We start from the raw sequence: 13,464 nt of genomic DNA on the forward strand, positions 1-13,464 counted from the left end.
GGGGCAGGGGCGTCCGTCGGTCGGCCGGGCGGCACGAGCGTCGCGGACCTGGTGGTCGACCCCCGCCGTCCGGCCGACGTGTCCCTCACCCTCGTCGCCCGCCGGCAGACGATCCGGGTGCCGGACGGTGTCGACGTCGACGGGTACACGCTGAACGGCAGCTCACCCGGCCCGACCCTGCGCGTGCGCCAGGGACAGCTCGTGCAGGTGCGGTTCGTCAACGAGTCGGTGACCGACGGCGCCACGCTGCACTGGCACGGGATCGACGTGCCCGCCTCGCAGGACGGCGTCGCCGGCGTGACCCAGGACGCGGTCCCGGCGGGCGGTGAGCACACCTACCGCTTCGTCGCGGAGCAGGCCGGAACGTACTGGTACCACTCGCACCAGGTGTCCCACGAGCAGGTGCGGCGCGGGCTCTACGGCGCGATCGTCGTCGAACCGGCGGGTGGCATCATCCCTCGCGTCGACCGTGACGTCGTCGCCCTCGTCCACCAGCTCGGCGGCCAGCCGACGCTCGACGGCCGCGTCGGTGACGAGCACGTGGCGGTCGACCCGGGTGGCGCCGTGCGGATCCGTGTCGTCAACACCGACGACGCCCTCATGGCGGTCTGGGTGGGTGGTCCCTTCACCCTCGTCGCCGTCGACGGGACGGACCTCGTCGGTGCCACCGAGGTGTCCGGCCGGCGTGTCGACGTCACCGCGGGGGCGCGGGCCGACCTCCTCGTGCACGCCCCGACGGACGGCTCGTCGGTGCGGGTGCAGCTCGGCGGGTCCCGCAGCATCGTCGTCGGGGGCGCTGGAGGCGCCGGGTCGGCGCCGTTCGTGCGGCAGCCGGCGCGCGTCCTCGACCTGCTCACCTACGGCTCGCCCGCGCCGCTGGGCTTCGACGCGGGTGCCCCCGACCGTCGCTTCGACTACGTCATCGGCCGGCGTCCGGGACTCCTCGACGGCCGGCCCGGGATGTACTGGACCGTCAACGGCCGGCTCTACCCCGACGTGCCGATGTTCCACGTCACCGAGGGTGACGTCGTCCGGTTCCGGATCGTCAACGAGTCGTCCGAGAGCCATCCGATGCACCTCCACGGCCACCACGTCGTCGTCCTGTCGCGCGACGGCGTGCCGTCCACGGGAACCCCCTGGTGGGTCGACTCGCTGGAGGTCGCGCCCGGTGAGCAGCTCGAGGTCGCCCTGGTGGCGGACAACCCCGGCATCTGGATGGACCACTGCCACAACCTCCGGCACGCCGGGGAGGGCCTCGTCGCGCACCTGTCGTACGACGGCGTGACGAGCCCCTACCTGCTCGGCGGCAGCGCCGGCAACCAACCCGAATGAGGTGAACCGCCATGTCCCACAACGTCATTCGTAGCACTCGCACGCCCGGCTCGTCGGCCCCGGGTCGTCGGCCGACTGCCACCCGGCTCCGGCGGGAGGCCATGCCCCTGGTGGCGTTGGCGCTCGCGGCCACTGCCCTCGTCGCGGTCGGCTGCCTGGTCCTGCTCTACGCCGTCGGTGGCGTCTTCGGCGCGGTCAACGACTGGGCCAACGCCCTCCTCGGCTGCTGGGTGCTGCTGCTCGCCGTCCTCGTCAGGCTCGACGGGGCCCGCGGACGGCGGGCGAACGTGGCACCGGCCGCGGCGGCGGCCGGTGCCGTCGGCCTGGCGTGGGGGACGTGGCTCGTCGTCACGCAGACGACCGGCTTCTACCTGGCCGGCCTCGTGTCGACCCTCGGGCTGGCGGGCGTCGGCGCCTGGCTCCTGCTCGCCGACGCCGCGTCGGCACGGGCCGGGCGGCCGGCGACCGGACCCGTCGTGCTCGGGCGCCTCACGGGATGGCTCCTGCTCGGTGGGGTGCTCTCCCTGCCGGGGCTGCTGGCCGGCGTCGACGACCTCGCGGACGCGCAGTGGCACTCCCACCTGGCGGAGGCCGGCGCGTGGCTCGGGGCCTACGTGCTCCTGCCGGTCTGGAGCGTCCGGCTGGCTCGACACCTCCGCCGGGTGTGACCGGGCCGGCTCAGCCGGCGGCCTTCCTCACGATGGCGGTGAGCTGCGCCTCGACCGCCGGGGTCAGTGCGAGCAGGGCGTACGCGGTGGGCCACAGGTCACCGTCGTCCAGGGCGGCCGGGTCGTTGAACCCGAGCGTCGAGTACCGGGCCTTGAACTTGGCCGCCGGCTGGAAGAAGCAGACGACCTTGCCGCCCTTGGACCACGACGGCATGCCGTACCAGGTGCCGGGCTCGAGGTCGGGCGCCGCCTTCTCGACGAGCGCGAGCACCCCCTCGGCCATGGCACGGTCCGGGCCGTCCATCTCGGCGATCTTGGCCAGCAGCTGGGCCCGCGCCTCGGCCGGGTCGGTGCCCTTGCGACGGGCGGCCTTGACCTCGGTGGCGCGCTCCTTCATCGCGGCCTTCTCCTCGGCGGTGAAGGCCTGCGGGCTCGTGGTCCTCGCGGTGGTCGTCGAGCGGGTGGTCGTCGAACGGGTGGTGGCCATGTCGGGGCTCCGATCTGGGTCGAGTGGGTGGTCCGGGCCCATCCTCGACGCCCGCCCGACGCGGACGCTTCTCGAAAACTGATCGGTTGCGCGTCGGTCCGTCACAGACGCGCGGCGAGCTCGGTCCCCTGGCGGATGGCCCGCTTGGCGTCGAGCTCGGCAGCGACATCGGCACCACCGATGACGTGGACCGGGATGCCGAGCTCGCGCAGCGGCGCGACGAGCCCGTCGACCGGCTCCTGGCCCGTGCACAGCACGACAGTGTCGACCGCGAGGACCGTCGGGTCGCGGTGGTCCGGTCCGTAGCTGACGTGCAGTCCCGCGTCGTCGACGCGCTCGTAGTTGACGCCGACGTGGTGACGGACTCCCTTGGTCTTCAAGGCCGCCCGATGCACCCATCCCGTCGTCCTGCCCAGCCCCCTGCCGATCGGCGTCTCCTTGCGCTGGAGCAGGTGCACCTCACGGGGCGAGGGCTCGGGCCGCGGCTCGACGAGGCCGCCGCGTGACGCGTCCGGCGCGCCCACGCCCCACTCGGCCATCCACTGCTCCACGCCGAGCGGCGAGGCCGTGTGCGTCAGGAACTCGGACACGTCGACGCCGATCCCGCCGGCGCCCATGACGGCGACGCGACGGCCGACGGGGACCTCGCCGCGCACGGCCGCGGCGTACGTGACGACCTTCGGGTGGTCGATGCCCGGGACCGCCGGGATCCGCGGCTCGACGCCGGTGGCCACGACCACCTCGTCGAACTCGGTGAGGTCGGCCGGCTCGGCGCGGCGGCCGAGGTGCACCTTGACCCCGGCGAGCTCGAGGCGCCGCCGGTAGTACCGGACCGTCTCGGCGAACTCCTCCTTGCCCGGGATGCGCATCGCGATGGCGAACTGGCCACCGATGTCGTCGCCGGCCTCGAACAGCTCGACGCGGTGGCCGCGCTCGGCCAGCGAGGTGGCGGCCGCGAGGCCGGCCGGGCCGGCGCCGACGACGGCGACCGACCTGGCCCGACGCGTCGGCGCGAGGACGAGGAGCGTCTCGTGCGCGGCGCGCGGGTTGACGAGGCACGTCGCGGTCTTCTTGGCGAACGTGTGGTCGAGGCAGGCCTGGTTGCAGGCGATGCACGTGTTGATCTCGTCGGCGCGGTCCTGCTCGGCCTTGCGCACCCACTCCGGGTCGGCGAGGAAGGGCCGGGCCATCGAGACGAGGTCGGCGCGACCGTCGGCGAGGGTCTGCTCGGCGAGGTCGGGCATCGTGATGCGGTTGGAGGCGATGACGGGCACCGACACCTCCGGCCGCAGGCGGGCCGTCACCGAGGTGAAGGCGCCGCGCGGTACCGACGTGACGATCGTCGGCACCCGGGCCTCGTGCCACCCGATGCCGGTGTTGATCATCGTCGCGCCGGCGGCCTCGACCTCGCGCGCGAGCGCGACGACCTCGTCCCAGGACTGCCCGTCGGGCACGAGGTCGAGCATCGAGAGGCGGTACACGACGACGAAGTCCTCGCCGGCCGCCTCGCGGACCGCGCGGACCACCTCGACCGGCAGCCGGCGCCGGTTCTGCGCCGAGCCGCCGTAGCGGTCCGTCCGCCGGTTGGTGCGCGGAGCGAGGAACTGGTTGAGCAGGTAGCCCTCGGAGGCCATGATCTCCACGCCGTCGTAGCCGGCCTCGCGGGCCAGGCGCGCACACCGGGCGTAGGCGCGAACCGTGCGCTCGACGCCCCTCGTCGACAGCGCCCGCGGCGTGAACGGGGTGATCGGGGCCTTGAGCCGCGAGGGGGCGACGGAGGCGGGGTGGTAGGCGTACCGGCCGGCGTGGAGGACCTGCAGCGCGATGTGGCCCCCCTCGCGGTGCACGGCGTCGGTGATGCGGCGGTGCCGGCGCGCCTGCCGGGAGGTGAGCAGCGCCGACCCGCCGGGGTAGAGGGTGCCCTCGAGGTTCGGCGCGAAACCGCCGGTGACGATGAGCCCGGCGCCGCCCCGCGCCCGCTCCGCGTAGTACGTGGCGAGCCGGTCGAGGTCACGAACGCGGTCCTCCAGCCCCGTGTGCATCGAGCCCATGACGACGCGGTTGCGCAGCGTCGTGAAGCCGAGGTCGAGCGGTTCGAGCAGGTGCGGGTACGGGCTCACCCGCCCGAGGGTAGCCGCGGTTACCGCGGGGTAGCGAGCCGCGCGGCACACGTCACAATGGCGGGGTGACGCGACCCTCCGACCCCGCCGACCGGCCCGAGCACCTCGACGTCGTCGTCGTCGGCGCGGGGCTGTCCGGCATCGGCGCGGCCTATCGGATCCAGACGATGCTGCCGGGCCGCTCCTTCGCCGTGCTCGAGGCGCGCGACGCCGTCGGCGGCACGTGGGACCTGTTCCGGTACCCGGGCGTGCGCTCGGACTCGGACATGTTCACCCTCGGCTTCCCCTTCGAGCCGTGGCCCGAGGGCGACGCGATCGCCGACGGGGCCAGCATCCTCGGCTACATCCGCCGCACCGCCGCCAGGTACGGCATCGACGAGCGGGTCCGTCTGGGTCACCGGGTGGTCGCGGCGTCGTGGTCGAGCGCCGACGCCCGGTGGACGCTCACCGTCGAGCACGCCGGCGACCGGACCCGGTTGACGTGCAGCTTCCTGCACCTGTGCAGCGGCTACTACGACTACGAGCAGGGGCACACCCCCGACATCCCTGGTGGCGACGCGTACGGCGGACGGGTCGTGCACCCGCAGTCCTGGCCCGCCGACCTCGACGTCGCCGGCCGGCGGGTCGTCGTCATCGGGTCGGGTGCCACCGCGGTGACCCTCGTGCCGGCGCTCGCGGACCGCGGTGCCCGGGTGACGATGCTCCAGCGCAGCCCCTCGTGGGTCGTGCCGCTCGCGCGTCGCGACCGGGTCGGCGACGCGCTCCGGCGTGCCCTGCCACGCCGGGCCTCCGGCACCGCGGTGCGCTACAAGAACGTGCTGACGGCAGGCGCCTTCTACCAGCTCAGCCGGCGGCGCCCGGCCCTGGCCCGTCGGCTGCTGCTCCGCGGCGCCGAACAGGCCCTCGGGTCCGCGTCGGCCGTGGCCGAGCACTTCACGCCGGCCTACGACCCGTGGGACCAGCGCATCTGCTTCGTGCCCGACGGTGACCTCTTCGACACGGTCCGAGCCGGGCGCGCCGAGGTCGTCACCGACACCATCGAGCGGTTCACCGGGCGCGGGCTGCTCCTGACGTCGGGGCGCGAGCTGGCGGCCGACGTCGTCGTGACGGCGACCGGCCTGAGGCTGCAGGTCGCAGGCGGCATCGAGTTCGACGTCGACGGCGAGACCCGACCCACGCGCGACCTCGTCGTCTACCGCGGGCTGATGTTCGCCGACGTGCCCAACCTCGCGGTGAGCGTCGGGTACGTCAACGCGTCGTGGACGCTCCGGGCCGACCTCGCCAGCCGCTACGTGTGCCGCCTCATCGCCCACATGGACGCGCACGGTTGGCGGGCCGCGGTGCCGCGCGCACCCGAGGGCATGGCGGGCAGTGCGCTGCTGCCGCTGTCGTCCGGCTACGTGACGCGCGCGGCCGACCTCCTGCCGCGGCAGGGTGACCGCGCACCGTGGCTCATGCGCCAGAACTACCTGCTCGACCGCCGCGACCTGCTGCGCGGTGACCTCACCGAGGGAATGGAGTTCTCCCGCTGAGCCGCCGGCGGCTCAGCCGCCGCTCACCGGCCGGGCTCGAGGTCGACGGGGTCGCCGACGCGGATCGTGCCGGAACCGAGCAGCCGGAACACCGTTCCGGCGCGGTCGTGGAGGGCGCGTGCGGCGCCCGGCCCGAGCTCGTCGTCGAGCAGCCGGCACGGCGCCGCGACCCGGACCACCTCGAGGTCGACGTCGCCGATGCGGATGCGCTCCCCGGGGCGTCGGGGCACGACCGAGCCGCTGATCGTGAGGTTGCGACGCGTCAGGCCCGGGTCGACGGGACGGCCGAGCTCCTCGGCGGCCGCCTGCAGGCTCTCGACCGCCTGCACCGTGACGTGCCGGTGCCGGCTGCTGTGGTAGCGGTCCCCGACGAGCCCGACCCCCGCCTCGGCCTCGACGCTCTGCACCGACCGGGTGGGCAGGCGACGGGCCTTGGCGACGTGGATGGCGAGGACGACGGGACTCACGCCGCCACCTCGACGCGGGGTGAGACGCCACCCGTGTCGGCGAGCTCGCGCAGCCGGCCCACGGCCCGGTCGCGCAGCGTCCACGGGTCGATCGTGTTGACGTAGATCTTCGTGCCGCCCTCGAACCCGGCGAGCGTCGAGATGCGCCACTTGATGACGGCGCGCAGCGGCATCGGCACGTCGACCGACGGCGGCCGGTGGTGCCACTCCTCGTTCGAGGGCACGTGGTCGCCGGTGGCGGCGTGGCAGGCGTGGACGAGGTCGGAGAAGTCGCGGACCTGCTCGTCGGACAGCTCCCACGGGCAGGGCTCGCCGTCGAGCAGGTGCACGACGAGCGCCGGATAGCGGTGGCCGACGCCGGCGAAGGCCACGGCGTGCTCGCTGCGAGCGACGACGAGACCCTGCTCCTCGGCATAGCGCGCCCCCCAGCGCAGGAACACGCCCGGCTCGCTCCGCACCCGGCGCACCTCCACCTCCTTCTGGGCGCTCAGCTCGTCGATGGCGACGACCTGCTTGTGGAGGTGCTCGAACGAGGCGCCCGCCGGCGCGAGCCAGTTCTGGTACACCGACACGTACCTCGCGTACGGGTTGCCGCGGTAGATGTCGTGCATCGCCGTGATGCCGAGGCGCACGTACTGCTCGTGCTCGTCGGGTGTCAGGGTGCCCGACGCGGCCAGCTGCGTGTCGTCGACGGCGTCGTCCACGTAGTGGCGCCGGGCGACGACCACCTGGTGGTTGGCGGCGAAGAGGCCCGCGGCCTCGCGACCGAGGGCGTCCTCTGCGAGCGGCTCGGCCTCGGCCCCACGAGCACCCTTGGCCCGCATGCGGATCCGGGCCAACGAGGTGACGTGCGCATGCCCGGCCGGCGTGGAGAGGTAGGCGGCGCGGCGAGCCTGCGACTCCGGCGTCGGTTCGAAGCCGTGGGTCAGGTGCCAGTAGTCGTAGCCGAGGATCTCGTAGAGGTTGGGGACGAGCCGGAACTCCGCGACGGTGTCGTCCAGCTCGTCGGCGAGTACGCCGCGCAGCTGGGTCCAGCCGTCACCGGCGCGCACGACCCGGGCGACCTCCGGTGTGGTCTCGAGCTTGCGGCCGGCGCAGAAGGCGCAGTGCCGGTCGCGGTCCCCGGGCTCGATCGGCAGCGGCACGCGTCCCGGCACGTCGACCGGTCGCGCCGCGCGGCCGGGGAGCGTCCAGACCTTGGTGCCGGTGAGCGGGTTGACCTGCTTGACGGTGCCGTCGGGCAGCCGCGTCAGGGGGTGCGGCGTCGGCTGGAGCGGTGGTTGGCTCACGGCTCCAGACTAGGGGGGCTAGCGTCGGCACGTGGACGCCGACGACCCGCGCAGCGAAGGAGCCCGATGATGCGCGCCGCCCGAGTGACGACGCTCGACGGCCCGGGCTCGGTCCGGGTCGAGGAGGTCGAGGCCCCGACCCTCGCCGCGGGCCAGGTCGTCGTCGACGTCCACGAGGCCGGTGTCGCCTTCCCGGACGTCCTGCTGACCCGGGGGCTCTACCAGCTGCGGCCCGAGCCGCCCTTCACTCCGGGGGCCGAGTGCGCCGGCGTGGTCCGTGAGGTGTCCGAGGGCAGCGGGCTCGCGGTCGGCGACCGGGTCGCCGCCTTCCCGGTGCTCGGGGCGTTCGCCGAGCAGGTCGCGGTGCCGGAGCCGCTCGTCCTCCCACTGCCAGACCGGATCTCGTTCGCCGCCGGGGCTGCCCTGCCGATGAACTACCTCACGGTCCACTTCGCGCTGACCCGGCGTGCCGGCCTCGAGCGCGGCGAGGTGGTCCTCGTGCACGGCGCCGCCGGCGGCATCGGCACGGCCGCCGTCCAGCTGGCACGAGCCATGGACGCGCGGGTCGTCGCCGTCGTGTCGAGCGACGAGAAGGCCGCCGTGGCCCGGGCCGCGGGTGCCCACCACGTCGTGCCCGTCGACGGGTTCCTCGACGCGGTGCGTGAGCTGACCCAGGGGCGCGGCGTCGACGTCGTCGTCGACCCGGTCGGCGGCGACCGCTTCACCGACAGCCTTCGCGCCCTCGCGCCGGAGGGACGCCTGCTCGTCATCGGCTTCACCGGTGGGTCGATCCCGGAGGTCAAGGTCAACCGGCTGCTGCTCAACAACGTCAGCGTCGTGGGCGTCGGCTGGGGAGCCTTCTGGCAGAAGCGCCCCGAGTTCGTGCGCGCCCAGTGGGAGGCCCTTCTCCCGTTGCTCGGCCAGGGCCTGCTGGAGCCGCCCATCGGCAGCCGCCACGCGCTCGAGGACGTCACGGCGGCCCTCACCGAGCTCGACGAGCGTCGTGCCACGGGCAAGGTGACGATCAGGGTCCGCGGCTCGTGAGGCCGCTCGTGCCGTCTCGGACCCGCGCTTTCGAGCCGCCGCGTCGCGTCCTCGTCACCGGTGGTGCGTCCGGGCTCGGCCTCGCCCTGGTCCGCGCCCTGGCGGCCCGGGGCGACCGGGTGCTCGCCACCGACCTGGCGACCCAGCGGCCGGACGTGCTGCCCGCGTCCGTCGGCTACCGCCGCCTCGACGTGCGCAGCGACGCCGACTGGGACGCCACCCTCGCCCACCTCCGGGAGACGTGGGGCGGGCTCGACGTCCTCGTCAACAACGCCGGTGTCGCCGCGGGCGGGCGCATCGACGTCGCGACGATGGACGAGTGGCGCCGGGTCGTCGACGTCAACCTGCTCGGCGTCGTCCGTGGGTGCCGCACCTTCACGCCGCTGTTCAAGCAGCAGCGTGGCGGGCACATCGTCAACACGGCATCCCTCGCCGGGCTCGTCCACGCGCCGGGGATGGCCGCCTACAACGCCGTCAAGGCCGGCGTCGTCGCGGTGAGCGAGACGCTCTCGCACGAGCTGGCGCCGCACGGGATCGCCGTGACGGTCTTGTGCCCGTCGTTCTTCCGCAGCGGCCTCGACGCGTCGTTCCGGGGGACCGACGCCGAGCTGGAGGACGCCGGACGCCGCATGGTGAGGGGGTCCCGGCGCTCGGCCGACGACGTGGCCGCGACCGTCCTGCGCGGCATCGACGCCCGGCGCGACGTCGTGCTCACCGACGTGGAGGGACGCGTCGCCTGGCGCGCCAAGCGGTTCGTCCGGCCGCTCTACACCGCCGCGATGCGCCGGGCGGCCACGCAGCTGGCCCGCGGTCGTGCGCCGGGGGCGCACCCGCTCGAGGTCCTGCGCAAGGACTGAGAGCCGACCCGGAAGCGTTCTGGCTCAGCCGTGCCGGCGGTCCACCGCCGACGGCGCCGTGGTCCCCAGCACGTCGCGCAGCGTCGCCGCCACGAGGGCGGCCGCCTCCTCGGCGGCGTCCGGTCCGAGCACGCGGCCGAGGTCGGCCTCGTCCGCGACGGTCTCCCAGCCGAGCGCGGTCAGGGCCTCGACGTCGTGGGTCGCCAGGGCGGTCAGGCCCTCGAACTCCGGGTCGGCGACACACTCGAGCACGAGCACGCCCTCGAGCCGGCTGGCCTGGACGAAGACGTCTGCGGCAGAGACGGACTCGCCTCGGTGGCGTCGACGGAACAACCCGCTCGAGCGCGCGGTGGCCGGCCCGTCGTCCCGCGCGCCTCCGACGTCCGCGTGCACCGCGAACGTCTCCCAGCCGCCCTCGGCGAGTGCGGCCAGGTCGGTCGCGACCCGCCGCGTCCAGCCCTCCCACGACTCCTCCGGGTGGCCCTCGTGACGCGTGCCGTGACGCCCACCGGGACGTCCGGCGCCGCTCACGCGTCCACCTCGACCACTGCCCCGGCCATGAGGGCACGCAGGTGGTCCGGGATCGGCGTGGGGCGGCGCGTCCGGGCGTCGATCTCGACGTGCACCCAGTGGCCCAGCGCCCGGATGTCCCCCTCCCCGCCGAGCGCCGGGTCGGCGAAGAGGCCGAGCTGGTAGGTGACGCTGCTCGTGCCGAGACGCGTCACCCGCAGCCCGACGACGAGCGGCGTGGGGAAGGCGACCTCGGCGTAGAAGACGCAGCCGGACTCGGCGACGACGCCCTGCGTCGGGTCACGCGTCGGGTCGATCGTCTCGTGCTCGGCCTGCCAGCCGTTGATCGCCGAGTCGAACAGCTCGTAGTAGACGGCGTTGTTGAGGTGGCCGTACATGTCGTTGTCCGACCAGCGCGTCGTCACCGCCCGGTGGACGGGGAAGTCGGCGAGCGTCAGCGAGCGCGGGTCGGCCATCCGCCCATCCTGCCGGACCTGTGGACCGTGCCGCCGGGTGTCGGCACCCCGACCTAGAGTCGAGGGATGGCGTGGAGCGTGGGGCGGGCGACGTGGGTCGGGCAGGTCACCGACCCCGACATCGCCCAGCAGGTCGGCTCGCGCACCTTCGGTCGCGGCGAGGCCTATGCCGCCGAGCGCCGGGTCCGGTCCATCGCGACGCGGCCCGACGGGCTCATGATCCTCGGCACCATCGAGGGCAGCGGCGCCGAGACCTACCAGACGATCATCGAGGCGCGACCGCACCCGAAGGGCCGCGCCCACCTGTGGAACGGGCGGTGCAGCTGTCCCGTCGCCACCGACTGCAAGCACGTCGTCGCCCTGCTCCTCACCGCGCGTGACGTCGCCAACGGCGTCCTGCCGGAGGCCGTCGTGGAGCCCGAGGACGGCCCGCGCGTCGGCGAGCCGGCCGCCGCCGGGCTCGTCGAGCGCCGGCCCGAGGGGGCGCCACGGCTCGTGCACTGGTCCGAGGTCCTGGGGCACATCCGTCCCCGCACCGCGGCCGCTCCTGCGCCGGACGCACGCCCCGAGCCGCAGGGCGACCTCATGCCCGCGGGCCTGCTCGTCGACGTCGTCTACCGCGACCCGCGCGGCCGCGGCGGGCTGCCCGAGCCGGGGTACGGCCTCCGTCCCACGCGGTGGACGCGCGCCGGCACGTGGCACCGCACCCTCACCTGGCACGACGCGCTGCCGCAGTGGCGTGCCGGCATCCGCCTCCTGCCCGAGCACGAGCGGGCGCTCACCCGCCTCTACGACGCCGCGCGCCACGCCTCGGGCGGCACGACGTACCTGACCGCCGCGCCGCCCATCGCCCTCGACGCGAGCCCGGACGTGTGGCCGCTGCTGTCCCGCGCCCGCGACGCCGGCGTCGTCCTCCTGCCCGGTGAAGGCGTCGTGGGGCCGGTCACCGTCGTCGACGAGCCGGCCTCCCTCGAGCTGCACGTGCGCCGGGCCCCCGACGGTTCGGGCGACCTCGTCGTCCGGCTGCGCGTCGCCGGTCTGCCCGGTGGCGGCGGTGACGATGCGGACGAGGCCGCCGACGCCGCCGACGCTGCCCACGCCGCCGACGCCGCCGACGCCGCCGACGCCGCCGACGCAGGCGGTGGCGAGGTCCTCTTCCTCGGCGACCCGGTGCACGGCGTCGCCGTCTCCGCGGACGACGGAGCCCTCACCCTCGTGCCGCTCGAGCAGGACCTCGGGCTCGCGAGCGCCGCGCTCGAGCAGGCCCGCGCCGGTCTGCGCGTGCCCGCCGACGAGCGCGCCCGGTTCCTCGGGTCGACCGTGCCGGGGCTGCGGCAGCGCGTGCGCGTGCGCTCCGACGTGCCGCTGCCCGTCGGTGACACGCCCGCCGGCGGCGAGGTCGCGCCCGAACGGGTCACCGTGCACGTCAGGGTGGTCCACGACGTCCCGGGCGAGGTCCGGGTCGACCTCGGGCACGCCTACGACGGCGTCCTTCGGCCGATCACCGAGCGTGCGGCGCACGGACCCTCCGCCGGCGGGACCCACGGTGGCGCGCTGGGGCTGCTCGGCATCCGTCGCACCCGCGACCGCGATGCCGAGACCGCGGCGACGCGCGCGGCGACGTCCCTGCACGAGGTGCCCGGGGCCGTCGGTGGCCTCGCCGAGGGGCTGCCGTGGCTGCGCTCGCGCCTGCACCTGCGTGGCGTCGACGCCGCGCGGTTCGTCTCCGAGCAGCTGCCGGCCCTCGAGGCCGACGAGCACGTCACCGTGGAGGTCGACGGTGACCTCCCCCCGTACGAGGAGGTCACGGCACCGCCCGTGGTGCGCATCGGGGCCACCGACGTCGTCACGGGAGCGCTGCCGCCCGGGTCTGGTCCGGGCACCGCCCGGCGTCGCGAGCAGGCCGAGCCCGGTGACTGGTTCGACCTGCGCGTCACGGTCGAGGTCGACGGCGAGGAGGTGCCCTTCGAGCCGCTCTTCGCCGCGCTCGCCGCCGGCGAGGACATCATGCTCCTCGACTCCGGCTCGTGGTTCCGGCTCGACCGGCCCGAGCTGGTCCGGCTGCGCACGCTCATCGACGAGGCGCGAGAGCTCGCCGACCCCGAGACCGGCGGCCTGCGGCTCAGTGCCCACCACGCCGACCTGTGGGAGGAGCTCGCGGCCCTCGGCGTCGTCGAGCAGCAGAGCGCCAGGTGGGCCGCCAACGTCGCGGCGCTCGCACCCCTCGCCGACGCGCCCGCAGCGGAGGTCCCGCGGGCGCTCCGCGCCACGCTGCGGCCCTACCAGCTCGAGGGCTACCGGTGGCTGGCGCGGCTGTGGGACGCCCGCATCGGCGGCATCCTGGCCGACGACATGGGCCTCGGCAAGACCCTCCAGGTCATCGCCGCGCTCGCCCGGGCGCACGACCGCGGCGAGCTCGGCAGCCCGAGCACCGGGTCCCCGGGTGCCCGGGGGCCCGTCCTCGTCGTCGCGCCGACGAGCGTCGTCGGCACGTGGCTGCAGGAGATCGACACCTTCGCCCCGCACCTGCGCACCGTCGCCGTCACCGCCACGGGGCGCAAGCGCGGCACGGTCCTGCCGGACGCCGTCGGCGGTGCCCAGGTCGTCGTCACCTCGTACGCCGTGCTGCGTCTCGACGCCGATGCCTTCCACGAGATCGCTTGGGGCGGAGTCGTCCTCGAC

General features: G+C 74.8%; 12 protein-coding genes. 6 read left to right on the forward strand and 6 right to left on the reverse strand.

Translation table 11 applies throughout. The features are described from left to right. Both ACPYOM_RS16135 and ACPYOM_RS16140 read left to right on the forward strand, forming a co-directional pair. The coding region (locus tag ACPYOM_RS16135) for a multicopper oxidase family protein (protein WP_481346740.1) at positions 1-1,332 on the forward strand (1,332 nt) is incomplete at its 5' end. 101 nt (positions 1,333-1,433) lie between these two features. After that, the gene (locus ACPYOM_RS16140) at positions 1,434-2,000 is read left to right on the forward strand and encodes a hypothetical protein (protein ID WP_481346741.1); all 567 of its coding nucleotides are present in this window, start codon (positions 1,434-1,436) and stop codon (positions 1,998-2,000) included. 10 nt (positions 2,001-2,010) lie between these two features. On the opposite strand, the gene ACPYOM_RS16145 is transcribed toward ACPYOM_RS16140, so the two are convergent. Both ACPYOM_RS16145 and ACPYOM_RS16150 read right to left on the reverse strand, forming a co-directional pair. Then, positions 2,011-2,487 carry an iron chaperone gene (locus ACPYOM_RS16145; RefSeq protein ID WP_481342436.1) on the reverse strand — a complete coding sequence of 159 codons (477 nt, stop codon included), beginning with the start codon at positions 2,485-2,487 and terminating at the stop codon, positions 2,011-2,013. Between the two features lie 101 nt (positions 2,488-2,588). Further along, on the reverse strand, positions 2,589-4,607 hold the full coding sequence (locus ACPYOM_RS16150; RefSeq protein WP_481346742.1) for an FAD-dependent oxidoreductase: 2,019 nt from the start codon (positions 4,605-4,607) through the stop codon (positions 2,589-2,591). A 65-nt stretch (positions 4,608-4,672) separates the two neighbouring features. On the opposite strand from ACPYOM_RS16150, the gene ACPYOM_RS16155 reads away from it, so the two are divergent. Then, positions 4,673-6,139, forward strand: a complete 1,467-nt coding sequence (locus tag ACPYOM_RS16155) for a flavin-containing monooxygenase (protein ID WP_481346743.1) — start codon at positions 4,673-4,675, stop codon at positions 6,137-6,139. Positions 6,140-6,162: 23 nt separating this feature from the next. Here the strand turns inward: ACPYOM_RS16155 and ACPYOM_RS16160 are convergent, their stop codons facing one another. Then, positions 6,163-6,606 carry an MOSC domain-containing protein gene (locus tag ACPYOM_RS16160; RefSeq protein WP_481346744.1) on the reverse strand — a complete coding sequence of 148 codons (444 nt, stop codon included), beginning with the start codon at positions 6,604-6,606 and terminating at the stop codon, positions 6,163-6,165. Next, entirely contained in the window at positions 6,603-7,895 is a 1,293-nt protein-coding gene (locus tag ACPYOM_RS16165; RefSeq protein WP_481346745.1) for a DUF4921 family protein, read from the reverse strand. Before ACPYOM_RS16165 ends, ACPYOM_RS16160 begins: the two co-directional genes overlap by 4 nt. 69 nt (positions 7,896-7,964) lie before the next feature. Between ACPYOM_RS16165 and ACPYOM_RS16170 the strand changes: the two genes are divergently transcribed. Together ACPYOM_RS16170 and ACPYOM_RS16175 are read left to right on the forward strand one after the other, a co-directional pair. Then, positions 7,965-8,939, forward strand: coding sequence for an NADPH:quinone oxidoreductase family protein (locus ACPYOM_RS16170; protein ID WP_481342441.1), 975 nt, complete (start codon positions 7,965-7,967; stop codon positions 8,937-8,939). Beyond that, positions 8,936-9,796: an SDR family NAD(P)-dependent oxidoreductase gene (locus ACPYOM_RS16175; RefSeq protein WP_481346746.1), complete on the forward strand. Its 861-nt coding sequence runs from the start codon at positions 8,936-8,938 to the stop codon at positions 9,794-9,796. Before ACPYOM_RS16170 ends, ACPYOM_RS16175 begins: the two co-directional genes overlap by 4 nt. A gap of 24 nt (positions 9,797-9,820) precedes the next feature. Here ACPYOM_RS16175 and ACPYOM_RS16180 read toward each other — a convergent pair whose 3' ends face one another. Together ACPYOM_RS16180 and ACPYOM_RS16185 are read right to left on the reverse strand one after the other, a co-directional pair. Continuing rightward, positions 9,821-10,327, reverse strand: coding sequence for a TY-Chap domain-containing protein (locus tag ACPYOM_RS16180; protein WP_481346747.1), 507 nt, complete (start codon positions 10,325-10,327; stop codon positions 9,821-9,823). Continuing rightward, entirely contained in the window at positions 10,324-10,782 is a 459-nt protein-coding gene (locus ACPYOM_RS16185; RefSeq protein ID WP_481346748.1) for an acyl-CoA thioesterase, read from the reverse strand. The genes ACPYOM_RS16180 and ACPYOM_RS16185 overlap by 4 nt, the downstream gene beginning before the upstream one ends. 66 nt (positions 10,783-10,848) lie before the next feature. Here ACPYOM_RS16185 and ACPYOM_RS16190 point away from each other — a divergent pair. Continuing rightward, the coding region (locus tag ACPYOM_RS16190) for an SNF2-related protein (RefSeq protein WP_481346749.1) at positions 10,849-13,464 on the forward strand (2,616 nt) is incomplete at its 3' end.

The sequence above is a fragment of the Monashia sp. HAY1-2A genome (assembly GCF_056755315.1).

Bases quoted from the DNA above. Each gene is read 5' to 3' on its own strand.
- ACPYOM_RS16145 (WP_481342436.1), bottom strand. From the start codon at position 2,487: ATGGCCACCACCCGTTCGACGACCACCCGCTCGACGACCACCGCGAGG.
- ACPYOM_RS16140 (WP_481346741.1), top strand. From the start codon at position 1,434: ATGCCCCTGGTGGCGTTGGCGCTCGCGGCCACTGCCCTCGTCGCGGTC.
- ACPYOM_RS16185 (WP_481346748.1), bottom strand. From the start codon at position 10,782: ATGGCCGACCCGCGCTCGCTGACGCTCGCCGACTTCCCCGTCCACCGG.
- ACPYOM_RS16170 (WP_481342441.1), top strand. From the start codon at position 7,965: ATGCGCGCCGCCCGAGTGACGACGCTCGACGGCCCGGGCTCGGTCCGG.